21 protein-coding genes are annotated in these 23590 nt (G+C 31.9%); 13 read left to right on the top strand and 8 right to left on the bottom strand.

Annotation, left to right across the window (positions count from 1 at the left end; translation table 11 throughout):
• The first annotated feature begins 19 nt into the window (after positions 1 to 19).
• The 3 genes from Q0J35_RS02295 to Q0J35_RS02285 are packed head-to-tail and all read left to right on the top strand — an operon-like array spanning position 20 to position 3040.
• A complete protein-coding gene (locus Q0J35_RS02295; protein ID WP_297192926.1) occupies positions 20 to 1153 on the top strand; it encodes a metallophosphoesterase in 1134 nt (377 codons plus the stop codon).
• Positions 1153 to 1974: a phosphatidylserine decarboxylase gene (locus tag Q0J35_RS02290; protein WP_297192925.1), complete on the top strand. Its 822-nt coding sequence runs from the start codon at positions 1153 to 1155 to the stop codon at positions 1972 to 1974. The genes Q0J35_RS02295 and Q0J35_RS02290 overlap by 1 nt, the downstream gene beginning before the upstream one ends.
• Positions 1964 to 3040, top strand: a complete 1077-nt coding sequence (locus Q0J35_RS02285; protein WP_297192924.1) for an FUSC family protein — start codon at positions 1964 to 1966, stop codon at positions 3038 to 3040. Before Q0J35_RS02290 ends, Q0J35_RS02285 begins: the two co-directional genes overlap by 11 nt.
• On the opposite strand, the gene Q0J35_RS02280 is transcribed toward Q0J35_RS02285, so the two are convergent.
• From Q0J35_RS02280 to Q0J35_RS02245, 8 genes are all read right to left on the bottom strand, one after another.
• Positions 3037 to 3369, bottom strand: a complete 333-nt coding sequence (locus Q0J35_RS02280; protein WP_297192923.1) for a chaperone NapD — start codon at positions 3367 to 3369, stop codon at positions 3037 to 3039. The genes Q0J35_RS02285 and Q0J35_RS02280 overlap by 4 nt on opposite strands.
• Positions 3366 to 4283: a WD40 repeat domain-containing protein gene (locus tag Q0J35_RS02275; protein WP_297192922.1), complete on the bottom strand. Its 918-nt coding sequence runs from the start codon at positions 4281 to 4283 to the stop codon at positions 3366 to 3368. The genes Q0J35_RS02280 and Q0J35_RS02275 overlap by 4 nt, the downstream gene beginning before the upstream one ends.
• On the bottom strand, positions 4283 to 4831 hold the full coding sequence (locus Q0J35_RS02270; RefSeq protein WP_297192921.1) for a nitrate reductase cytochrome c-type subunit: 549 nt from the start codon (positions 4829 to 4831) through the stop codon (positions 4283 to 4285). The genes Q0J35_RS02275 and Q0J35_RS02270 overlap by 1 nt, the downstream gene beginning before the upstream one ends.
• On the bottom strand, positions 4831 to 5610 hold the full coding sequence (napH, locus tag Q0J35_RS02265; RefSeq protein WP_297192969.1) for a quinol dehydrogenase ferredoxin subunit NapH: 780 nt from the start codon (positions 5608 to 5610) through the stop codon (positions 4831 to 4833). The genes Q0J35_RS02270 and napH overlap by 1 nt, the downstream gene beginning before the upstream one ends.
• Complete coding sequence (gene napG / locus Q0J35_RS02260; RefSeq protein WP_297192920.1) at positions 5604 to 6353, bottom strand: ferredoxin-type protein NapG; 750 nt, start codon at positions 6351 to 6353, stop codon at positions 5604 to 5606. Before napG ends, napH begins: the two co-directional genes overlap by 7 nt.
• A gap of 5 nt (positions 6354 to 6358) precedes the next feature.
• The gene (gene napA / locus Q0J35_RS02255; protein ID WP_297192919.1) at positions 6359 to 9133 is read right to left on the bottom strand and encodes a periplasmic nitrate reductase subunit alpha; all 2775 of its coding nucleotides are present in this window, start codon (positions 9131 to 9133) and stop codon (positions 6359 to 6361) included.
• 152 nt (positions 9134 to 9285) lie between these two features.
• Positions 9286 to 9717 (bottom strand): GNAT family N-acetyltransferase, encoded by a 432-nt coding sequence (locus Q0J35_RS02250; protein ID WP_297192918.1) that lies wholly within the window; start codon positions 9715 to 9717, stop codon positions 9286 to 9288.
• Between the two features lie 3 nt (positions 9718 to 9720).
• Complete coding sequence (locus tag Q0J35_RS02245; protein WP_297192917.1) at positions 9721 to 10815, bottom strand: CinA family protein; 1095 nt, start codon at positions 10813 to 10815, stop codon at positions 9721 to 9723.
• Positions 10816 to 10916: 101 nt separating this feature from the next.
• Between Q0J35_RS02245 and ileS the strand changes: the two genes are divergently transcribed.
• The 10 genes from ileS to dapE all read left to right on the top strand — a co-directional run bounded on the left by ileS (position 10917) and on the right by dapE (position 23583).
• Complete coding sequence (ileS, locus tag Q0J35_RS02240) at positions 10917 to 13685, top strand: isoleucine--tRNA ligase (RefSeq protein ID WP_297192916.1); 2769 nt, start codon at positions 10917 to 10919, stop codon at positions 13683 to 13685.
• A gap of 96 nt (positions 13686 to 13781) precedes the next feature.
• Entirely contained in the window at positions 13782 to 15152 is a 1371-nt protein-coding gene (gatA, locus tag Q0J35_RS02235; RefSeq protein ID WP_297192915.1) for an Asp-tRNA(Asn)/Glu-tRNA(Gln) amidotransferase subunit GatA, read from the top strand.
• Entirely contained in the window at positions 15149 to 16603 is a 1455-nt protein-coding gene (guaB, locus tag Q0J35_RS02230) for an IMP dehydrogenase (protein ID WP_297192914.1), read from the top strand. The genes gatA and guaB overlap by 4 nt, the downstream gene beginning before the upstream one ends.
• Positions 16603 to 16776: an exodeoxyribonuclease VII small subunit gene (xseB, locus tag Q0J35_RS02225; protein WP_297192913.1), complete on the top strand. Its 174-nt coding sequence runs from the start codon at positions 16603 to 16605 to the stop codon at positions 16774 to 16776. The genes guaB and xseB overlap by 1 nt, the downstream gene beginning before the upstream one ends.
• Complete coding sequence (locus Q0J35_RS02220) at positions 16769 to 17554, top strand: carbon-nitrogen hydrolase family protein (protein ID WP_297192912.1); 786 nt, start codon at positions 16769 to 16771, stop codon at positions 17552 to 17554. Before xseB ends, Q0J35_RS02220 begins: the two co-directional genes overlap by 8 nt.
• 12 nt (positions 17555 to 17566) lie before the next feature.
• Positions 17567 to 18850, top strand: coding sequence for a UDP-N-acetylmuramate--L-alanine ligase (gene murC / locus Q0J35_RS02215; RefSeq protein ID WP_297192911.1), 1284 nt, complete (start codon positions 17567 to 17569; stop codon positions 18848 to 18850).
• Positions 18851 to 18885: 35 nt separating this feature from the next.
• Positions 18886 to 21078, top strand: a complete 2193-nt coding sequence (locus Q0J35_RS02210; protein WP_297192910.1) for an endonuclease MutS2 — start codon at positions 18886 to 18888, stop codon at positions 21076 to 21078.
• A gap of 81 nt (positions 21079 to 21159) precedes the next feature.
• Positions 21160 to 21852: an NAD-dependent deacetylase gene (locus Q0J35_RS02205; RefSeq protein WP_297192909.1), complete on the top strand. Its 693-nt coding sequence runs from the start codon at positions 21160 to 21162 to the stop codon at positions 21850 to 21852.
• 1 nt (position 21853) lies between these two features.
• A complete protein-coding gene (locus Q0J35_RS02200) occupies positions 21854 to 22453 on the top strand; it encodes a LysE family transporter (protein WP_297192908.1) in 600 nt (199 codons plus the stop codon).
• A gap of 26 nt (positions 22454 to 22479) precedes the next feature.
• On the top strand, positions 22480 to 23583 hold the full coding sequence (gene dapE, locus Q0J35_RS02195; protein WP_297192907.1) for a succinyl-diaminopimelate desuccinylase: 1104 nt from the start codon (positions 22480 to 22482) through the stop codon (positions 23581 to 23583).
• Positions 23584 to 23590: the final 7 nt, after the last annotated feature.

The raw sequence follows: 23590 nt of genomic DNA, 5'->3' as shown, positions 1-23590 counted from the left end.
AAGCACAACAGGGAGACTTATGTTTTTTATAGCTGTTATAATTTTTTCTATTATATTCATACTAGCTAATGTATATATTTATAAGCGTTTGCTTATGAAAATTCCTTTCTTATTTCAGCATAAAAGATATACAAAAATTTTTATAATCATACTTTCTTTGATGCAGACATCTTTCTTGATTTTTAGAGCAGATGATGAATTTAATAATACAATATACACGATATTTGCACACTCTTTTGCTATAACTTATTCTTTATTTTTCATAACAATATTTGCTGATATTTTAGGATTTTGCATTAAATTTTACATTAAAAAAACAAGTAAAATGCCATTAAAAGGCGAAAAAAGACGAACTGTTAAGGTGTTTTTTAATCTAGCCCTTTTGATATTTGGCTTTTGCTTTGTGCTTAAAGGCTGGAGTAACGCAACCTCCATACCAGACATTAAAACATTGGATTTATTTTTACCAAAATTAGAAAAAGATTTAAAAATGGTTATGATAAGCGATACACATTTTGGTAAAAATTTAAATGAAAAATTTTTAAAAGGTATAGTTGAAAAGATAAATTCATTAAATCCCGATTTTGTAGTGATTGTTGGGGATTTTGTAGATACAAAGCCAGAAGATTTAGAATATATAAGTGGTATAAATGAAATAAAGGCTCAAATTTTTTATTCGCTTGGAAATCACGAATATTACAGAGGTTTAGAAGGTATATTAAATCTTTTAAAACAAAAAACTAAGATAAATATATTGATAAATGATAGCATAGACATAGGTGCATTAAATATAGCAGGTATAGCTGATTTAACAGGTCTTAGATTTAATGATACAAATTTTGCTCCAGATATAAACAAAACTGTTTCTAAGCTAAATTTAAGCAAGGCAAGTATTTTGCTAGCTCATCAACCAAAAACGGTTTTAAACTATGATGTTGGTGCTTTTGATTTAGTTCTTAGTGGTCATACACACGCTGGACAGGTATTTCCGTTTGGATTTTTGGTAAAGCAAAATCAAGGCTTTTTACACGGTCTTTACGATTTAAATGAAAAAACAAAACTTTATGTTAGTTCCGGGGCTGGATTTTGGGGACTTAGTATGAGATATCTTGCAAAAAGCGAGATAGTTCTTTTTAATCTTAAGGCAAAATGATGATATTTTCAAATTTCACTTCTAGAGTTTTTGGCAAAATTGCGGCTTTTACTTTTCCTAGTTTTTTTCAAAAAATTATTAACAAATTTTATGTTAGCTATTTTAAGATAGATATGAGTGAATTTAAACAAAGCGATGAATACGAAAGTTTAAATGCTCTTTTTACCAGAAGCTTAATCAAAAAAAGAAAGCTAGAAAAGGGGCTTATAAGTCCAAGTGACGGTAAAATTTTAGAGCTTGGAAAAAGCTTTTCTAACGAGTATGAAAACTTCGCATTTTCAATAAAAGGCTTTACTTATAGCATAAACGAACTTTTAAAAAATGCATACGAAAAAGATGAGTTAAAAAATGGGCTTGATTATGCAAATATATATCTTTCACCTAAAGATTATCATCGTTTTCATAGTCCTTTTGATATGCAAATTTTAAGTGCTACATATAACAGGGGTCTTTTATTTAGTGTTAGTGAAAAATATCTACAAAAAATAGCAAATCTTTACACAAAAAATGAGAGAATCATATTAAAATGCCTAATAAATAATGACTTCTTACTATGGCTTATTTTTGTAGGGGCACAAAATGTCGGGAAGATGAGTTTTAATTTTGACGAAAGCATAAAAAGTAATGCTAAAAATTCTCACGACTTTGTTAGGGAATACGAAAATTTATTCGTAAAAAAGGGCGATGAGCTAGGTTGTTTTGAAATGGGTTCAACAATAGTATTAATCGCACAAAGATCCAAAATAAAATTTAGCATAAGTGCTAATGAAAAAATCAAATTTGGTCAAAAAATAGCTGATTTAAACACAAATGAAAACTAAAGCAAGTCAAACAATAAAAAGCACATTTACTATAAATTCCACGGAAAGAGTATGGCAAATGCCATTTTTTGCGGCACTTGGAGTGGGGATTGTGCTTAGCATTTCTGCATATTATGACAGAATAGACTTAGGACTTATATCAGTTATTGGGGTTTTAGCATTTTTATATGTCCCAAACACTCCTATTTACCATAGAATGGCTGTAGTGATGTCTTGCTCTTTTGGCATTTGTCTTTGTTTTTTACTTGGACTCTTAACACATTTGTTGCCATTTGCCACACCATTTATAATAGCCTTTATAGCTGCGACTAGCTCTATTCTGGTAAGATATTACGATATAGGAGCACCCGGATATTTTTTCTTTGTGTTTGCAGCACTTTTAGCGTCGTTTTTTCCATTTGAAATAAATGATTTTATATTTTTAACAGGTCTTGTTTGCGTCGGGACTATGGTGGCGAATTTAATGGCTTTTTTATATTCTTTATCTGTGATTTATATTTTTAAAAATTCTCTACCAAAACCAGTGCCAATTAGGGGGAATCTAGGCTTTGATGTGGTAGTGGTAGATTCGCTAATAATGGGTGTTTTTGTAGGATTTGCTTTATTTCTTGGAAATTTTTTAGAGCTTGAAAGATCTTATTGGGTAGCTGTTAGCTGCACTGTAGTTATGCAAGGTATAAGCTTAAATGGAATTTTTATAAAACAATTACAAAGAATAATAGGAACTATAGTGGGAATAATATTTGCCTGGTATTTATTAAGCATAAATTTTACGACTGTTTATTTTATACTTTTGATGATGTTTTTGTTTTTTATGACCGAATTTGTTGTAACTAGAAACTACGCTCTAGCTATGGTTTTTATAACCCCTTACACAACATATTTAGCAGAAGTAGCATCAAGAATGAGCTTAGATGCAGATACCATTGCAAGTGCGAGATTGATAGATATAATATTAGGCAGCATACTAGGTCTTATAGGTGGCTTTGTGATGCATAATAAAAAGCTTAGATATATATTTGATTTAACAGCTAGAACCTTATTTTTGATAAAGAAAACAGGCTAAATTTCATTATATATATTCCCGTAATACTTAATATCCTTAGCATCTTTTTTTTCATTTACAACTGTTTCTATGTTTTGATTCATAATGTTTTGCATATCTTCATCTAGGTCTTGGTATGAAAAAACCATATTTATGCTTATTATATCTTTAAGCTTTTCTAATGTTTTATAAGCTTTTAGCTCATCGTCTAAATTTTCACTTTCTATTAAGGCTATAATTTTGCCATCTTCAACAAGCTCGACAGAACAGTCTTTTATTTTTTTTATTTCATTTGCAAGTTGCTCTTGTTTTTCTTTTTGTGTGTTTATTAAGACACTTGAAATATTCATTTTAGATCCTCAAAAATTATTTTATTAGAAAAACCAGAAATTAAAAGCTCTTTATCATCTAAAAATATCAAATTTTCTACCATAAGTCTTTTTGTATCTATGCTTTTTATCAATTTCAAACTATTAACATCTACGATATTTACTAAATTTTTTTCGCTGTTTGCATAGCTTAAAAATTTCGCATCAGAACTCAATGCACAAGAATATATCAAAAAATTTTCTCTTATGTATTTAATCTCATCTTTATTTATCAAGGCTATGCTTTTATCAGTAGAGCAAGAAACTATAAAATCCTTTTTATTTGAAACCTGATAGACATTGTCTTTATGTGCAAAATAAGATTTTTTATCCTTCCAAGCTTTTAAATCAAAAAGCTCTACAACCCCGCTTTCAAAAACACTTGCAAGCTCCATTTTTTCTTTATTTATACTAGAATCATTTAAGCTATAATGAGAAAAAGAAAAATCCTTAATTTGTCTTAAGTCTTTTAAATTCAAAAGCTTAATTTGTGCAGAAAATAAAACAAGCAAAATATTTTCATCATCTATAAAAAACACTTTCTTAGCAGAATCAAAGTCTAGCACTCTTGTATTAAGGACTCCATTTTCATACAAGCTTAAATTTTTTTTGCCTAAATTTCCTTCACTTAGTATCAAAAGCTTATTATTTAAATAATCCAAACTATACACAGTCGGTCTGACATTGTCATTATAATAATTTTTTACATCAGCTAATCTCACGCTATTTTTTAAGCTTTTATCCACCTTATCATATATAAAAGCTTCTCCACTATCTAAGCCAACTAAAATTTTATCTTGTCTTAATGCCACTGTGCTTACATTTGCATTAAATTCTAAATCCTTAGCCAGGACAAAAATAGCAAAAAAGCACAACAGCACAAAGACTTTTGGCATTATTTTATGCCTTCATTAAGAGTGTCTATTAGATTAGATTTATTTTTTAAAGTTTCATTTTGAAAATCGGCTTTAAAAGTATTTCCAACTATTGGTTTTGCATCACTTTGAACTACATGGCACTGGGTGCAAGAAAATCTAGCATTGCTAACCACATCTCCCGTGCTTTTGTTATTAACAAAGTCAAAATAATGTGTAGGAGGCATAGCAGTAGCATTTAAATCAGCTGCTAAAGCCTTATCGTGACAAGTCAGGCATATATTGCTATCAGCACTCAAAGGAAGCATACCATCAACAGAGTGAGATATTAAAGGTGGAGCATTTTCAAAAGATCTTTGTATAAGCTCACTTTCGCCTGGCATAGCACTCTCATAAACAGCGTTTGGCAAAATTACAGAATCTTCGCTTTGTAAGCTTGTTTTTCTAAGCCCTAAATCTTCGGCGCTAGATAAAGCACTTTGATTTGCATCTTTTTTTTCATCACTACCGCAAGCTACAAAAAATAAAGCTAAAACACCTATAAAAACAAAGACAGTCTTTTTAAACATTATAGTCTCCTTAAATCAAAAATATTAAAATTCAAAGCATCGTCATCGCAAACTTCTATACATCTTGCACATCTTATACATTCTCCAGATTTTACCAAGCCGCTATTTTTAGCTATAAGAGATAAAACCTGCTTTTCAGGGCAAATTTGAACGCATTTATAGCATTTAGTGCATTTATTTAATCTATACTTTATCTTTAAAAAAGCAAATCTAGATATAAGTGCATAAAAAGCTCCCAAAGGACAAAAATGCGAACAAGTAGCTCTAGGGCTTAAAAATGTATCGATACAAAATATTATAAAAGCAACAAAAATCCAAGACACAGAACCAAATATTATGCCTCTGTGTATGATACCTATATAAGAAAAGCTCTCAAATACAGGCAAAGAAAGAATAAAAGAAAGTGCTAAACAAACAAACAAAACATAATAACGCAAATTTTTACTTAAAAGCAAACTTTTTTCTGCCTTTAAGTGCAATTTTCTTCTTACAAAAGCTGAAAAATCGCTTATCATATTTACAGGACAAACCCAAGAACAAAAAGCTCTTCCAAGCAAGAGTCCATATAAAAGCATTATTATCAAAGCACCAACCAAGGCTGCAGTATCTATGCTTAGCGAGGCTAAATAAATTTGAAGGACAGCAAAAGGATCGCTTAGTGGTATAGTTTTAAAAAGATTTGATGAGCTTAAATTTCCACTCAAAACAAAAGGGACAAAACAAAACAAGGCTAACAAACCAAGCTGACAAATCCTTCTAAGCAAAAGATATTTCATAATAAATCTCCATCATTTAAATAATCTCTAGCCTTATTTGAATTTATTTGCTCTTTATCATCCTTATCATTAAGCCTTTTTTCATCATCTTTTTCCCAACCTTTTACATAGTGATTTCCAGCCTTTCCTAAAACATAGTTTCTAGGCAAAATTCTTATGGCTGGTTCTTCTGTAACACAGGCTCTCTCGCACAAACCACAACCTACACAAAATTCATTATCTACAACAGGTAATAAAAATGCGTGCTTTGCAGTCCTTTCATTTCTTTTCATTTCAAGCTTTAAAGCTTTATCTATCAAAGGACAAGCTCTGTAACAAGCATCGCATTGTATGCCCCAATGTGCTATACAACTTAAAGAATCAACGATAGCTATACCCATCTTAAGCTTTAAAGCACCGTCTTGCATATCCAAATACTTATTATCAAGAGCATTTGTAGGACAATCCCTAATACAAGGCAAATCATCACACAAATAGCAAGGGATTTTTCTAGCTTCAAAAAAAGGTGTTCCAGTCTTTGCACTATCAAAAACAGAAGCTAATTTTAAAGTATCATAAGGACAAGCCTTTACGCAAAGCCCACACCTTATACATTTTGACAAAAATTCATCTTCATCATCAGCACCGGGCGGTCTTAGATAGTAAGAATCGTTTGCCTTTATTGCCATACTGGCTAAAAAACCTCCACCAGCACAAAGACAAATCGCTTTTAAACTCTTAGCAAAAAATTCCCTTCTATCGCTCATAAAATTTAAACCTTCATTATCCTAACTGCACATTTTTTAAAATCAGTTTCCTTAGATAAAGGACAGGTAGCATCTAGTGTAACCTTGTTTATATAAACATTTTCATCAAACCAAGGCACATAAACTAGCCCGACAGGAGGCACATTTCTACCTCTCATATCAACCCTTGCCTTTACTTTTCCTCTTCTTGATTCAACCCAAACCAAATCACCTTGATTTAAGCCTAATTTTTCACAGTCTTCTTCATTTATGTAACACATAGCTTCAGGGACAGCTCTATAAAGCTCTGGCACACGCATAGTCATAGTTCCGCTATGCCAATGCTCCAAAACTCTGCCAGTGCAAAGCCAAAATGGATAGTTTGTATCCGGTCTTTCAGGTGCTTTCATAAAAGGTCTAAAGAAAATTTTAGCCTTATTTGTAAGAGGGAATTTCTCCTCTGTATTTGGCTTTAACAAATCTCCTCTTTGCAAGGCTTTATCAGATGTTCCATAGAATGCAAAATCTGAATTTGGAGCTGCTTTTTTTGCATAATAATCATATTGGGTGTTAAAACGCCACTGTGTTTCTTTGCCATTTACAACAGGCCATTTTAAGCCTCTTAATCTGTGATAAGTATCAAAATCAGCTAAATCGTGTCCGTGTCCAAGCCCAAATTTTCTGTATTCTTCCCAAAGATATTTTTGTATGAAAAATCCATAACCAGTGAATTCTTTACCATCACTTCCAATAACTTTTCTTTCATCACCAAAAACCTCTGTATTATCAAAACCTTCTCCTACTTTATCATTTGCTTTAAAGGCTTTTGCATCTTTATTTGCAAATAAAACATCATAAAGTGTGCTTTCTTCTGTATAGCCCATAGCTTTTGCTTCTTCTAAAACGCTAGGAAGTGTTAGTTTATCATCTACTTTGGTTTCTTTCCAAACATCTTTTAGCTTAAATCTTTTTGAAAATTCAATCATTTGCCAAGTATCACTCATAGCATCACCGATAGGTAACACTTGTTGCTTCCAATGCTGAGTTCTTCTTTCTGCATTTCCATAAGATCCCCATTTCTCATAAATCATAGCAGAAGGCAATATCAAATCAGCTACCTTAGCAGAAATTCCAGGGTAACTATCGCTTACAACTATAAAATTATCCATAGTTCTAGCTGCTTTTATCCAGTGATTTGCATTTGCTGTGTTATGCCAAGGATTATTTACCTGTACCCAAATGAATTTGATTTTAGAATCCTCTAAATCCCTCATTATTTGCACATAATGAGAACCTGGCTTAGGATTTATAGTATTTTTTGGAAGTTTCCAAATTTTTTCAGTAATCTCTCTGTGTTTAGCATTTGCAACCACCATATCAGCAGGCAAACGGTGAGAAAAAGTGCCTACCTCTCTAGCAGTTCCACAAGCACTTGGTTGTCCGGTTAAAGAAAAGGCGCCAGAGCCCGGTTTTGCTTGTTTGCCAAGAAGAAAATGCACCATATAAGCTTGTTCATTCACCCAAGTTCCTCTTGTGTGCTGATTAAAGCCCATAGTCCAAAAGCTTACTACTTTTCTATTTTTCTCTATGTAAAGATTTGCTAAGCTTTGTAGCTTTTGCTTAAAACTTTCTAAATCTTCATTATCATCGCCTTTTGCGACTTTAGCAACATAATCTAAAGTGTAAGGCTCAAGAGCTTTTTTAAAATCATCAAAACTTATTTCCCAATGATCAGTAGCAGCAGCACCGTGTTTCATATCTAGTTTATCCCCTGCTTTCAAGCCAAGATATGCCAAAGATACCGCTTCTTCTTCATCAAGTATTATAGAATTTTCTTTTGCTACAGTATCTTTTTCACTCTCTTGAAAACTTGGATGATTTTGGTTATTTCTCATACCATAACCTATATCTGCATATCCTGTAGTAAATATACAGTGCTCTTTTACAAATTTTTCATCTATTGATTCTGGATGATTATAAACAATCTCTCTTGCTATAAAATTCCAGATTGCTAAATCCGTGCTAGGTTTAAAAATAATCTCAATATCTGCTATGTGAGAGGTTCTGTTTGAAAATGTGCTTAAATTTACTATCTTTACTTTATCTTGATTGCTAAGTTTTCTATCACTTACTCTAGACCAAAGAATCGGGTGCATTTCTGCCATATTTGCTCCCCAAGTAATGATAGTATCAGTAAGCTCTATATCATCATAGCAACCTGAAGGCTCATCTACTCCAAAGGTTTGCATAAAGGCAACAACAGCTGATGCCATACAGTGTCTAGCATTTGGGTCTATATTGTTTGAACGAAAACCACCTTTAATAAGTTTTACAGCAGCATATCCTTCTTGTATGGTGTATTGACCACTACCAAAAACACCTATACCTTGAGGACCAAGCTCATTGTATGCTCTTTTAAACTGCTTTTCCATCTCATCAAAAGCTCTCTGCCAAGAGACTTGTTTAAATTTGCCATTCTTATCAAATTCTCCCTTGTCATTGACTCTAAGTAAAGGTGCTACAAGTCTGTCTTCTCCATACATAATCTTGGCATTAAAATATCCTTTGATACAGTTTAATCCACGATTAACAGGAGCAGCCGGATCTCCTTTTACGGCAACTATTTTTCCGTCCTTTCTTGCCACCATTATACCGCAACCAGTCCCGCAGAATCTACATACTGATTTATCCCAACGCCAGGAATCTTGCTGATTCGCCATAACAGAACTAGGCACAGCTAAACCAGCCACACTAGCAGCACTTGCTATAGCAGTGCTTTTGATGAAATCTCGTCTATTCATCTTGGTTTTGCCTCCATCACAATATATTTAATAATGGCGTATTTTACATAAAAAATTTTTAAATTATTTTTAAATAAAATAATTTAAAAGTAGCAAATTTTAGGACTTTAATAGTATTTATTTTAAAAAAGAATAAAATAAAAATTTAAATTTTATACTGTAGTATTTAATTTCTTTTTAAAGACAAAACCTGTTTTAATAAAGGACATTTTTTCAGTATAAAAAGTATGTGCTTTTTGTCTAAAGAAAGACGAGCTAAGCTCTATCTCTTCATATCCTTGTTTTTTAGCCCAAGAAAAAATCTCATTTAAAAAATCCTGACCTATGCCCTTTGAACGTTCTTTTTCATCTACAACAAAATCACATATATAAAGGCAATTTGTGTGATAAATAACATTAAAAGGCATAACGCCACAAGCCGCCACAAAACAATCCTCTTTTTCTAGTGCAAATAATTTATAATTTTGGGTTTTTACAGCTAGATAAAATTTGTCTAAAAATTCCTTAAGACTCAAGTCTTTTCTTAACTGATTTATAAGAGGATATATTTTTGTTAATTCATATTTTTTTGATAATTCTTTCATTTCTTATTCAATAATAAATAATTCTGGCTTAAGTTTTAAAAGTAGGCAAAAAGCTGACAATACGGCTTGTTTTTGCATAAATTCTCTATCCCCATTTAAATATAAAATTTCTTGCAAAAACGATCCGTCTTTATACATAGCACCAACAAAGACAGTTCCTGATTTTATACCGCCCACATCATCATTGCCAAGCACACCACTCAAAGCCAAAGCAAAATCGGGTTTTGCCGTCTTAAAAATACCTTTTAACATAAAATAAACGCATTTTTGAGAATACTCACCATTTGCCTCTAAAACCGTCTCGCTAATGCCTAACCATTCGTGTTTTATGCGATTTGAATAAGATACAACAGAGCCTTCAAAAATTTCACTCACTCCTTCTATCTTAGTAAATTCACTAGCACAAAGACCTCCAGTGCAAGATTCTGCAAAAGAAATTTTTAATTTCTCTTTTTTCAAAGCCGAAACTATGAAATATAAAGGATTTTTATTTGGTATAAACTTACCAGAAAATAACTTTTTAGAGGCTTTTAAAAATTCATCTAGCTTACCATACTGCAAACTTGTAGCCTTTATGAGAACCAAATTTTCTAACAAAGATGAGCTTTGTATGCTTATTTCATAAGACTTTGCTATGGTATCAAGCAAAATTTTAGCACTATCTTCATCTATATCAAGCAAACAAAAATATTCAAAATTTGGGCTTATATCTCCAAGAAGATTTGGAAATTTTGAGGAAAGAGAAAGCTTTATTAAATTAACCCTGCACTTAGAAAAAGCCATTAAAAAACCGTTATCATTATGTTCTAAGGATTTTATAGGAGCTAAAATTTCATCTTTTAAAACAAGACTATCCCCATTTAGTGTAGCTAAAACCTTTGCACTAGTGCCATAATAATCGCTTGAGACAAAAATGCTTATAAATTCATATTCTTTTATCCATTTTTCAAGTAAGAAAGGGAGTTCTTTGCTATTTTTTTCTAACATTATCATTTCACTTACTTCTTTGAATTTAGATTCATAAATTCTTACTATGTAATCCGTGTAATTTTTATTCATTTTTATTTCATTTCCAATTATAAGTAGCAAATGTCTCATTTTTTTCCTTATTTTTTGCGTGATTATATCTAAAAATAAAGTCAAAGTTAAATCTAATTAAGTAAAATTACAAAATCAATATTTCTTTTTAAGGTTTTTATATGGACTATAAGGATAGCTTGTTACTTCCAAATACTACTTTCGCAATGAGGGCAAATCTTGCAGAAAATGAAAAAACACGTTTTAAAAAATGGTTTAAAGATTCATATGCTTACAAAAAAATGTCAGAAAAAAGAAAAGAAGCAAGTAAAATTTTCACTCTACACGATGGACCACCTTATGCAAATGGGCATATACATATAGGGCACGCTCTAAATAAAATTCTAAAAGAAAGTATAGTAAAAACACATTATTTTAATGGAGAAAAAGTATTTTTTACTCCCGGTTGGGACTGTCACGGTTTGCCTATAGAGCAACAAGTAGAGCTTAAACTTGCTGGAAAAAAAGATACCTTAAGCAAAAAAGAGATTAGAAAGCTATGTAGAGAACACGCAAATGAATTTGTAAATATACAAAAAGAAGAATTTAAAGCACTTGGAGTGATATCGGACTGGGATAAGCCTTACTTAACTATGGATTTTAAATTTGAAGCTGAAATTTACAGAACGCTTTGCGAAGTAGCAAAAAGAGGGCTTTTGGTGCAAAGAAGTAAGCCTGTATTTTGGAGCTGGGCGGCAAAATCAGCACTTGCAGAAGCAGAGGTAGAATATGAAGATAAGGAAGATTATTCAGCATTTGTAGCATTTAACTTAGATGAAAAATCTTGTAAAAAGCTTGGCATAAAAGAGGCAAAAGCAGTTATATGGACTACAACTCCTTGGACTCTACCCGCAAATCAAGCTATATCTATAAACCCAAATGAAATATACGTGCTTACAAAAGAAAATTTAATTTTTGCAAAGCCCTTGCTTGAAAGTATGATACAAAAAGAATTTACAAAGGGCGAAATACAAAAAGAATTTAAAGCTGCAGAGCTTGAAAAACTAGAAGCTATAAATCCTTTAAATTTAAGAAAATCCTTAATAATCCTTGGAGAGCACGTTTTAATGGACGGAGGCACTGGTCTTGTGCATACTGCCCCTGGACACGGAGAAGATGATTATTATGTATCTTTAAAATACGACATAGAAGTGATTATGCCCGTAGATGAAAGTGCTTGTTACGATGAAACAATAAAAGAAAAAAAGTTGTTTAAAGAAGAAAATATAAAAGAATTTCTTGGACTTCATGTATTTAAAGCAAACGAAAGGATTTTAGAGCTTTTAGGAGAAAATTTGATAAATGTATCAAAATTCATACACTCTTATCCTTTTTGCTGGAGAACACACAAGCCAGTTATTTACAGAGCCACAAAACAGTGGTTTATAACAATGGATGAAAAAAAACTAAACTCAAGCTCAATAAGAGAAATAGCTTTAAAGCAAATTTCGCTTACAAAATTCTATCCTCAAAGTGGTATAAAAAGAATAGGCTCTATGATAAGCAACCGTCCTGATTGGTGTATATCAAGGCAAAGAGACTGGGGCACTCCTATAGCATTTTTTATAGATAAACAAACAAAACAACTTGTATTAGACAATGAAATTTTAGAGCATATAGCTTCTTTATTTGAAAAAAATGGAGCTGATTCTTGGTGGGAGCTTGATATAAAAGATTTATTGCCAGAAAATTCAAAACATAAAGCAGAAAATTTAGAAAAAATTTATGATATTTTAGATGTGTGGTTTGATAGCGGTAGCACCTTTAATGCCGTGCTTTGCTCTGGTGATTATGAGGCTGGGTCATATCCAGCATCTATGTATTTAGAAGGAAGCGACCAGCATAGAGGCTGGTTTCAAAGCTCTCTTTTATTAAGTTCTGCTATAAAAGAAAAAGCACCTTATAAGAGCATATTAACACACGGTTTTACTGTAGATGAAAAAGGGCAAAAAATGAGCAAATCCAAAGGAAATGTTATATCTCCTTTAGATGTTGCAAAAAACTATGGTGTTGAAATTTTAAGGCTATGGATGCTGCTTAGCGACTTTACTGGGGATCTAAAAATATCTGATAGCATCTTAAAACAAGTGGCAGAACAATACAGAAAAATAAGAAATACCATAAGATTTTTACTAGCCAATACAAATGACCTTGATTTTATCGATACAAGAGATTTTACATTCATAGATAAATGGATATTAAGCAAGGCTAGTGAGGTTTTTAAAAATGCGAAAGAATTTTTTGATAGATATGAATTCTCAAAGGGCTATAATTTAATACTTCATTTTATGATAGTAGAATTAAGCGGTATTTACTTAGATATATGCAAAGATAGGCTTTATTGTGATAGCAAAAATTCTAAAAGAAGGATAAGCGCTCAATCAGCACTTTGTCTCATAACAAAAGAATTACTAGTCTTAATAGCACCGACTTTAACGCATACCGCAGATGAGGCATTAGAACACGCAAACTCTATAATAAAAGAAAACGCAAATGATGTGTTTGATTTGGTATATAAGGGTGATTTTAACTTTGATTTTTCCATAAATGACGAACTTTTACTATCAGCTAGAGAGAAATTTTTAGAAAACATAGATGTTTTAAAAAAAGATAAACTAATAAAATCAACCCTGGAATTATGCTTGCAAAGCTCTGCTAATGAAATTTTAAGTAATGATTTAAGTGAGATAGAGGATTGGTTTATGGTAAGCCAGATAACAAGCATAGACAACAACGAAGAAGCTTTATGCGAATTTGTAGTAGATGATAAACAGTTTAGAATCCTCAAAGCAAAACACCACAAATGCCCTAGATGTTGGAAATTTACAGCTAAAAATGAGGATGAAACCTGTGCTAGATGTGCTAAAGTTCTAAAGGAAATAAATGTTTAATCAAGAAGTGCCAAATTCTATCATAATATACACTATACTAGCATTTGCAGTAGTAGGAATTTTATCATTTATAATATTAAAGAAAAAGGATAACAAATGATAAGCTTAAAGGAGGCTTTAAAATTATCAAATACAGAGCTTAAAGAGCTTAAAAAAGAATTAAACGAAAAAGCTAAAAAAACAAAAAATTTAGGTGCTTATGTAGAGCAATTTTTAGACAAAGATTTAACAGATAGCATAGATGGAATTCCAATAGCTATAAAAGATAACATAAGCGTAAAAGGTTGGGAGCTTACCTGTGCTTCTAAAATTTTGCAAGGATACATCGCCCCATTTGATGCAACAGCTATTAAAAACTTGAAACAAAATGGCTTTTCTCCTTTTGGTAGATGTAATATGGACGAATTTGCAATGGGAAATTCTACTACAAGTTCGTTTTATGGTAAAACACTAAATCCTACAAATTTATCAAAAGTAGCAGGAGGAAGTAGTGGAGGAAGTGCTGCTGCAGTAGCTGCTGATATAGCATTGGCTTCTTTGGGTTCTGATACCGGAGGCTCTGTAAGACAACCAGCCGCTTTTTGTGGTTGCGTTGGCTTTAAGCCAAGCTATGGAAGAGTTAGCAGATACGGTCTTGCTGCTTACTCATCAAGTCTTGACCAAATAGGCACTATAACAAAAACCGTTGAAGATGCTGCTATACTTTATGATGCGATAGCAGGATATGATAATCTTGATAGCACTAGTGCAAATGTAGAATTTGTAAAGACAAGCGATAAATTAAATGCTGAAAGAAAACTAAGGATTGTGGCTATAAAAAATTACATAGAAAAAAGTAGCCCCGATATAAAAAATGCTCTTTTAAAAAGTCTTGATATGCTTAAGGCTCACGGACACGAAATAATATTTAAAGAACTTTTAGACTTTAGATACGATATAGCAGCTTATTATATAATAGCTACCGCTGAAGCAAGTGCAAATCTAAGCAGATACGATGGCTTACGATACGGAAAAAGAGCTGAAAATATAGAAAATTTAAAAGATTTATATATCAAAAGTCGCTCACAAGGTTTTTGCGATGAGGTTAAAAGAAGGATTTTACTTGGCTGTTTTGTTTTAAGCTCCGGATATTACGATGCTTACTACATAAAGGCTCAAAAAGCAAGAGCTCTTATAAAAAATAAATATAATGAACTTTTAAGCGACTGCGATCTAATATTTATGCCTGTTACTCCTAGCACTGCCTTTGATATAAATAGCAAAAAAAATCCTATAGATTCCTATCTAGAAGATGTTTATACTATATCTGCAAATTTAGCCGGACTTGGTGGAATTTCAGTGCCAGTAGCAAAGGATAAAGACGGCTTAAATATATCGGCTCAATTTATTTGCAAGGCATATAACGAACAAATTTTACTTGACGGTGCTTTAAGTCTTGAAAAAATCATAAATGAGGAAAGACAATGAAAGATATAAAAAGAGCTTTGACATTTGAAGATGTGCTTTTGCTGCCTAAATATTCTGAAGTTTTACCAAAACAAGTTGATATAAAAACAGAACTTACAAAAAATATAAGTTTAAATATGCCATTAATATCGGCTGCTATGGACACGGTAACAGAGCATAGAAGTGCGATTATGATGGCTAGACTTGGTGGCATAGGCATAATACACAAAAATATGGATATAAATTATCAAGTAAAAGAGATAAAAAAGGTTAAAAAAAGTGAAAGCGGGGTCATTATAGACCCGATTTTTGTAGGAGAGGAAGCTAAAGTAAAAGAAGTATTAGCCATAATGGCTGAATACAGAATTTCTGGTGTTCCAGTAGTAGATGAGAATAAAATCTTGCTAGGTATTATTACAAATAGGGATTTGCGATTTGAAACAAATACAAATAATCTAGTAAAAAATCTTATGAGTAAATCACCTTTAATCACAGCCCCAAAAGGTTGCACCTTAGACGAGGCTGAAAAAATTTTTAGCAAAAACAAAGTAGAAAAGCTACCTTTAGTAGATGAAAAGGGACATTTAGAAGGTTTGATAACCATAAAAGACTTAAAAAAACGCAAAGAATATCCAAATGCAAACAAAGATAGCTATGGTAGATTAAGGGTTGGGGCAGCTGTTGGAGTAAAAGATATGAAAAGAGTTGATGCGCTTGTTGAAGCCGGAGTTGATGTAATAGTGCTTGATAGCGCACACGGACATTCAAAAGGCATAATTGACACAGTAAAAGAGATAAAAGCAAAATACAAAAATTTAGACCTTATAGCTGGAAATGTAGCCACAGCAGAAGCTACAAAGGCATTGTGCGAAGCTGGAGCTGATGCGATAAAGGTTGGGATTGGACCTGGAAGCATTTGCACTACTCGTATTGTTTCAGGCGTTGGAGTTCCTCAAATTTCTGCTATATTTGACTGTGCAAAAGAAGCTTTAAAACACGGCAAAAAAATAATAGCAGATGGTGGTATAAAATATTCAGGCGATATAGCAAAAGCCATAGCAGCAGGTGCAAATTCAGTGATGATAGGATCTTTATTAGCAGGGACAGACGAAAGCCCAGGCAAGATATTTAGTTATCAAGGCAGGCAGTATAAAAGCTACAGAGGTATGGGCAGTTTAGCTGCTATGCAAAGAGGTAGTTCTGATAGATACTTTCAAGAAGGAATGGCGATAGATAAACTAGTGCCAGAGGGTATAGAAGCTAGAGTTCCTTATGTAGGAAGCATAAAAGATGTTATACATCAGCTTATTGGCGGTCTTCGCTCATCTATGGGTTACGTAGGTGCAAAGGATATAAAAAGCTTTCAAGAAAGGGCTGAATTTGTGGAAATCACAAGTGCAGGTCTTAAAGAAAGCCACGTTCATGACGTAACTATAACCGCTGAAGCACCAAATTATAAGGTTAATCAATAATGAAATTCGAAGAATGTATAGATAAGGTAAATAAAGCTTTAGAAGAGCTAAACAAAGAAGATCTTAGCTTGGATACAAGCATAAAAATATATAAAAATGCTTTGCTTGATATAAAAAAAGCAAGAGAGATATTAGATAATGCAAAATTAGAAGTGGAAAAAATAGATGAGTAAGATAGCAGCCCTACAACTTCCTACATTAGCACTTAGCGAATCAAGGCTTGATTACTATATAAAAGCTTCAAAAGATAATGGTGCTGATTTAGTGATCTTAGGAGAATACGTTATAAATAGTTTTTTTACAGAACTTATAAGTATGCCAAAAAATATGATAAAAGAACAAAGCGAAGTCAAAAAAGAAAGCTTAGTTAAATTTGCCAAAAAATACGGTATTGAAATCATAGCACCCTTTGTAACCGTAGAAAAAGATGGCTTTAAAAAACTGTGTTTAAAAATTTCAAAAGACGAGATAAAAAAATACGAACAACAAATTTTAATGTCCTACTCCCATTGGAATGAAGAGAAATTTTTTAAAAATTCTTGCAAAAATTTGAAACTTTTTAACTTTAAATATAAAGATATAAAATGTGCTTTGTGCTTTGGATTTGAAGCACATTTTGACTTTTTTTGGACTGAAATAAGAGCAAAAAAGATAGATCTTTTGATACTACCTACAGCTTCTACATTTAATAGCGAGCAAAGGTGGCTTGAAATGCTTAAAACTAGAGCTTTTTTAAATTCTTGTGCTGTGCTTAGGGTCAATCGCATAGGAAAACTTAAAAACGATAATAATTGGAATTTTTATGGAAACACACTTTATATAAATGCTTTTGGCGAGCTTATAGAGTGTTTAAAAGATAAAGAAGAAATGCTTATAATAGACGCAAAAAAAGCAAATGACGCTAGAAAGCTATGGAAATTTGAGCTTATAGCTAAAAAATACAACTCATAAAAAAGGTAGAAATTGAAAAAAATACATTTCATAGGCATTGGTGGCATTGGAATTTCAGCTCTTGCTAGATTCTTAAAAGAAAAAGGTTTTGATATAAGTGGCTCTGATTTAAAAGAAAGTAAAACAACAATGGAGCTTGAAAAGCAAGGCATAAAAGTGTCTATACCGCACAAAGCCAAAAATGTTTTAAATAAGGACTTAGTTATTTATTCAGCAGCTATAAAAGAAGAAAATGTTGAATTTAAAGAGGCAAAAAAGCTTGGCATACAGTGTTTATCAAGAAAAGAAGCCTTGCCTATGATTTTAAAAGATAAAAAGGTTTTAGCAGTTGCCGGAGCTCACGGAAAAAGCACCACTTCAAGCATACTCGCTTCTTTGCTAGATGAAAGCTCGGTAATCATAGGAGCTATATTAAAGAATTTTGGCTCAAATATGATATATAAAGCAAATGATAAGCTCATTTTTGAAGCCGATGAAAGCGATAGTTCATTTTTAAATTCAAACCCTCATTTAGCTATAGTTACAAATACTGAAGCAGAGCATTTAGAACACTATGATAATGATTTAAAAAAACTACAAAAAGCTTATTATGACTTTTTAAAACAAGCAAAGATAAGAGTTGTAAATGCTGAAGATGAATATTTGGCGAATTTGGACTTAGACTGCATAAAACTATATCCAAGTAAGGATATAAAAGACTGCAAGACAGTTATTAAAGACTATAAGCCACATACAAGCTTTAAACTTAAAGACTATGGCGAATTTCACATACTTGGCATAGGCAATCACTTAGCAATCGACGCGGCACTGGCTATTTTAGCCGCTAAAGAATACAAAAGCATAGATGAGATAAAAGCGAATTTGCAAAGTTATATGGGGATTAAAAAGCGATTTGATATATTAGAAGCCGATGAGAATTTAGCTATCATAGATGATTACGGTCACCACCCTACAGAGATTAAAGCCACTTTAAAAGCTGCGTTTGAATACGCAAAGTTGCTAGGATATAAAAAAATAAGTGCTATATTCGAACCACACAGATACACTCGTTTGCTTGCAAATTTAAATGAATTTAAAGAAGCTTTTAAAGATGTTGATGAATTAATTATCTTGCCTGTTTATGCGGCTGGAGAAAAAGAAATAGATATAAATTTAAAAGAACATTTTAAAAAGGCTATCTTTATAAATGATTTGAAAAGAGAGGGAAAATATTTAGTAGCAAATGATGGGCGAGTATTTGATGAGGGGCTTATAATAGGTTTTGGAGCTGGAGATATAAGCAACAAGCTAAGATAAAGTTAGAAAGGTAGGAGTTTTACTCTGCTATAAATATGAAAACACTCATACAAAAGCTGGATTTAAATTCATACATAAACGAATTTAAAAAACTTTTAGCAAGAGATAAAGATTTCTTTTTAGAAGGGGATTACAATCTCCATTTTAAGCATATAAAAGAGCTTGAAAGCGTTGAATTTGAGCCGCCAAATGAGATAAAAAATTTAGATAAAGAATTAGTTCATTTAAGTAAAGAAGGCGTTTTACATTTAGAGCAAAGTTTTGAATTTGTAAGAATTTGTAAATATTTTAGCTATCTTAAAAAGCTAAAATTTGAAAAATCCTTAAGAGAATGGCTAGATAAAATAGTTATAAAGCCAGAAATTTTGGAGCTTTACGAATATTTTGACGAAAAAGCACAAATAAAAGATGAGCTTGATGAAAGACTAAAGGCTATAAATCAAAATATAAGTTTAAAAAACGAGGAAATAAAGCTAGAATTTTCAAGACTTTTAAATTCGCAAAATATCTCTTCTTATTTAATAGACAGACAAATTCATCTAATCAACGGCGAGGAATGTCTGCTTTTAAGAGGCGGTTTTTCTTCTGTATTAAAATGTAAAATTTTAGCACGTTCAAATTCTGGGGGCTTTTATGTCCTGCCTCTTTGCATTGAAAACCTACTTAGTCAAAAAGAAAATTTAAAATCTCAAAAAGAGGAAATTTACTACGAATACGCTAAAAAAATCTCTTCTATTTTTCATAAAAATCTCTCCTTTTTAAAATTTATCAACAAAGCCTTTGATATTTTTGACTCTTACAGTGCTAGAGTGCTTTTGGCTAAACAAAAAGATTATGAATTTGTTCTTTGCGATAAGTCAAAGGATATAGTATTAACGGATTTCGCACACCCTGTGCTAAAAAATGCGAAAAAAGTAAGTATTGATTTTAAAAAACAAGTTTTGCTTATTACCGGAGTAAATGCTGGTGGAAAATCTATGTTGTTAAAAGGGATAATGTCTGCTTGTTTTTTGTCAAAATATTTGCTGCCAATACCTATAAATTCGAGCAAAAGCAAGATAGGTTCATTTAAAAATTTTATAAGCATTATAGAAGATCCACAAAATGCAAAAAATGATATTTCAACTTTTGCTGGTAGAATGCTTGAATTTTCAAAGCTTTCTGACAAACAAGATTTACTCTTAGGTGTTGATGAAATAGAGCTTGGAACAGACGCAAATGAAGCTTCTTGTCTTTATACTGTGCTTATTTCAAATTTAATCAAAGAGAAAAAAAAGATAATAATCACAACCCACCATAAAAAACTAGCCCTACTTTTAGCTAAAAATGAAGAAGTCGAGCTTGTAGCTGCACTTTATGATGAAAAAAATGCAAGAGTTAGTTATGAGTTTTTAAAAGGAACGATAGGAAAATCATACGCCTTTGAATCCGCTTTAAGATATGGGATTAAAGCAGATTTAGTAAAAGAAGCAAGAGAACTTTACGGCAAGGACAAAGAAGATCTAGAAAATATAGTTTCTAAAAATATAAATTTAGAACTAGAGCTAAAATCAAAGATAAAAAAGATAGAAAATAAAGAAGTAAAATTAGACAAGCTTTTGCAAAGACTAAAAGAGCAAGAAGAATCAAGCAAAAATAAACTTAATGCACTAGTTAAGGATTTAGAATTTAAGTATTACGAAGCCATACAAGAAGCAAAAAAAGCCTTAAATTTCACAGAGCTAAAAGACAAGCAAAGAAGCATAAATAAGGCAAATGAATTAAAATCAAAAATAAAAATAAAAGATAATAATAAAACGCAAACACTTAATATAGGGGATTTTGTAAAATACAACGACATAAAAGGAGAGATTATATCTATAAACAAAAATGAAGCTCTCATACAAAGCGACAATATAAGCCTTAGAGTGCCTCTTTCCTTTCTTGTAAAAATACAACAACAAAAGCAAAAAACACAAAGCACGGTTAAATTTCAAAAAACAAATACAGCTTCTGTAAGCCTTGATTTACACGGATTAAGAAGTGAAGAAGCAATAGAAAAGCTTGATAAATTCATTTCAGATGCACTTATAGCTGGTTTTGAAGAAGTTTTAGTGTATCACGGAATAGGCACAGGAAAACTCGCCTTTGCTGTAAAAGAATTTTTAAAAACTCATAAAAGTGTAAAAGAATTTAACGATGCACCGATGAATCAAGGCGGATTTGGTGCTAAGATAGTAAAATTTTGATTAAAATCATAAAATAAAGGCTTTTATTTTAAAATTTACGGCTTTTTTGCTAAACTTTGCTTAAAAATTTAAGGCTTTGTAATGAAAACTGTGATGATTTTAAGCGGTGCTGGTTTAAGTGCTGAAAGTGGTTTAAGAACTTTTAGAGATTCTAATGGTTTATGGGAAGAATACGACGTTATGGAAGTTTGCTCGGCTAGTGGCTTTGAAAAAGATCCCAAAAAAGTTTTAGAATTTTACAATGAAAGAAGAATGCAGTTAAAAGACGTAAAACCAAATCACGCTCATAAAGTCATATCCGAGTTAAAAAGCGAATTTAAAGAACAAATTTTTATAATAACTCAAAATGTAGATGATTTGCTTGAAAGGGCTAACTGTAAAGACGTGATTCACTTGCACGGTTTTTTGCCAGAACTTCGTTGCGAGGCTTGTGAAAGCGTTTTTAATATAGGCTATGAAAGGCAAAAGGATAGAATTTGTCCTAAGTGCAAAAAGCCTTTTTTAAGACATAATATAGTTATGTTTGAAGAAGCCGCACCGCAGTATGCAACTCTTTATAACTTGCTAAATAAAACAAAGCTTTTTGTTTGCATAGGAACGAGCGGAGCGGTTTTGCCTGTTGGACATTTTGCAAGAATGTGTGAAAAAAGCATTTTAAATAATCTAGAATATGATGAACAGTTAAGCATTTTCTTTGATAAAACATATACTAAAAAAGCTAGTGAAGCTATAGATGAAATAGCTACTTATATAAGAACTTTTCTCAAGGACTAAAATGTTTGCATCTTTTTTTCAAGGACTTGTGCTAGGCTTTGGCGTTGCTGTTCCTTTTGGACCTATGAACATACTCATTTTAAGCTATGCCTTAAAATCTTTTAAAAACGCGTTTTTTTTAGGCATAGGAGCTATGAGTGCTGATATATTTTACTTTTTCTTGCTTATTTTTGGGATTTTAAAATTTTTAGATAATGAATTTTTTAACAAAATTTTAGCGATTTTTGGCTTTTGTTTTTTGAGTTATCTAGCATTTTTAAGCATAAAAACAAAAACTAAAAATTTAGAACTAAAAGAAAGCAAAGAAAATGAAGGGGCGTTAAAAAGCTATATAAAGGGATTTGTTTTAAATTTAAGCAATCCTTACATCATAAGTTTTTGGCTAAGCATCTCTTCTTTTTTAAGCAAAGAAAAATACTATCTAGTCCTTGGTTTTGGGCTTTTTTTATCTATACTCATTTGGGTTTTTTGTCTTAGTTTTTTTGTTTCAAAATTTGCTGATAAATTTAATGCTAAAGTATTATTTTACATAAATCTAGCATCAGCCCTTATAATAGAATACTTCGCTTTTATGCTAATATATAAAACATTTTTTGTATAATATAAAAAAATAAAAAGGAGAATTTTATGAAAGCTAAAGATCTTTTGATAGAGCTTTTAAAATTCAAATCAATCACACCAAAAGATGACGGGGCGTTAAACTACATAGCTATGCATTTTGTAGATTTTGAAGCATTTTTTATAGAAAAAGAGGGTATTAAAAATCTTTTACTAACAAAAGAATTTAATGAAAACGGAGAGCATTTAGCATTTTGCGGACATATAGATGTAGTGCCGCCGGGAGATGGTTGGGATAGTGATCCTTTCAAACCCATAGAAAAAGATGGCTTCATATATGCAAGAGGTGCAGCTGATATGAAAAGTGGCTTAGCAGCTTTTTTAGCAGCAGCTCTTGAAGCTAAAAATTTTAACGGTTCAAGGCTTTCTATATTAATAACAAGTGATGAAGAGGGAGAGGCTAAATACGGCACCGCTGAGATTATAAATTTTATGAAAGAAAAAAATCTTTTGCCTGATTATGTTGTTGTTGCTGAACCAAGTTGCGAAAACAAGCTTGGAGATAGCTTGAAAATAGGACGTAGAGGCTCTATAAACGCAAAACTTAAGATAAAAGGAAAGCAAGGACACGCAGCATATCCGCAAAAAGCTATAAATCCTATACACGAAATAGCCCCTGCTTTGAAGCTTTTAGCGGGGTTTGATCTTGATCCAGGAGATGAAATTTTTGCTCCATCAAAGATAGTCATAACAGATATAAGAGCAGGTATGCAAACTTCAAATGTTACTCCAAATGAGCTTGAAATGATGTTTAATGTCAGAAATTCTCCACAAAGCTCGCTTGATGATGTAAAATCCTATGTTGATAAGGTGCTTGAAGGTTTAAATTATGAACTTGAGTTAAAACAAAGCTCAAAACCCTTTTTAACAAATAAAGATAATAAAATAGTGCAAAAAATAAATCATAGCATACAAAAGATCACAGGCATTGTGCCAGAATTTAACACAAAAGGCGGCACAAGCGATGCACGTTTCTTTGCAGAGCATAGTATAAATGTGGTTGAATTTGGTGTTTGCAATGAAAGCATACACGCTGCAAATGAAAGAGTAAGTGTGGAGGATTTTGAAAAACTTTGTCTTATTTTTAAGGATTTGATAGAGAATTTTAACTAGGAAAAAA

It is taken from the genome of uncultured Campylobacter sp. (assembly GCF_944323605.1).
GTDB lineage: Bacteria > Campylobacterota > Campylobacteria > Campylobacterales > Campylobacteraceae > Campylobacter_D.
The sequence above is the reverse complement of the archived record's forward strand: the minus strand, read 5'-3'. Positions and strand labels throughout refer to the sequence as shown.

Bases quoted from the DNA above. Each gene is read 5' to 3' on its own strand.
- Q0J35_RS02295 (WP_297192926.1), top strand. From the start codon at position 20: ATGTTTTTTATAGCTGTTATAATTTTTTCTATTATATTCATACTAGCT.
- Q0J35_RS02270 (WP_297192921.1), bottom strand. From the start codon at position 4,831: ATGTTTAAAAAGACTGTCTTTGTTTTTATAGGTGTTTTAGCTTTATTT.
- Q0J35_RS02205 (WP_297192909.1), top strand. From the start codon at position 21,160: ATGAAAACTGTGATGATTTTAAGCGGTGCTGGTTTAAGTGCTGAAAGT.
- Q0J35_RS02280 (WP_297192923.1), bottom strand. From the start codon at position 3,369: ATGAATATTTCAAGTGTCTTAATAAACACACAAAAAGAAAAACAAGAG.
- Q0J35_RS02200 (WP_297192908.1), top strand. From the start codon at position 21,854: ATGTTTGCATCTTTTTTTCAAGGACTTGTGCTAGGCTTTGGCGTTGCT.
- ileS (WP_297192916.1), top strand. From the start codon at position 10,917: ATGGACTATAAGGATAGCTTGTTACTTCCAAATACTACTTTCGCAATG.
- xseB (WP_297192913.1), top strand. From the start codon at position 16,603: ATGAAATTCGAAGAATGTATAGATAAGGTAAATAAAGCTTTAGAAGAG.
- Q0J35_RS02220 (WP_297192912.1), top strand. From the start codon at position 16,769: ATGAGTAAGATAGCAGCCCTACAACTTCCTACATTAGCACTTAGCGAA.
- Q0J35_RS02245 (WP_297192917.1), bottom strand. From the start codon at position 10,815: ATGAGACATTTGCTACTTATAATTGGAAATGAAATAAAAATGAATAAA.
- gatA (WP_297192915.1), top strand. From the start codon at position 13,782: ATGATAAGCTTAAAGGAGGCTTTAAAATTATCAAATACAGAGCTTAAA.
- Q0J35_RS02285 (WP_297192924.1), top strand. From the start codon at position 1,964: ATGAAAACTAAAGCAAGTCAAACAATAAAAAGCACATTTACTATAAAT.
- dapE (WP_297192907.1), top strand. From the start codon at position 22,480: ATGAAAGCTAAAGATCTTTTGATAGAGCTTTTAAAATTCAAATCAATC.
- napG (WP_297192920.1), bottom strand. From the start codon at position 6,353: ATGAGCGATAGAAGGGAATTTTTTGCTAAGAGTTTAAAAGCGATTTGT.
- Q0J35_RS02250 (WP_297192918.1), bottom strand. From the start codon at position 9,717: ATGAAAGAATTATCAAAAAAATATGAATTAACAAAAATATATCCTCTT.
- napA (WP_297192919.1), bottom strand. From the start codon at position 9,133: ATGAATAGACGAGATTTCATCAAAAGCACTGCTATAGCAAGTGCTGCT.
- guaB (WP_297192914.1), top strand. From the start codon at position 15,149: ATGAAAGATATAAAAAGAGCTTTGACATTTGAAGATGTGCTTTTGCTG.
- Q0J35_RS02210 (WP_297192910.1), top strand. From the start codon at position 18,886: ATGAAAACACTCATACAAAAGCTGGATTTAAATTCATACATAAACGAA.
- Q0J35_RS02275 (WP_297192922.1), bottom strand. From the start codon at position 4,283: ATGCCAAAAGTCTTTGTGCTGTTGTGCTTTTTTGCTATTTTTGTCCTG.
- Q0J35_RS02290 (WP_297192925.1), top strand. From the start codon at position 1,153: ATGATATTTTCAAATTTCACTTCTAGAGTTTTTGGCAAAATTGCGGCT.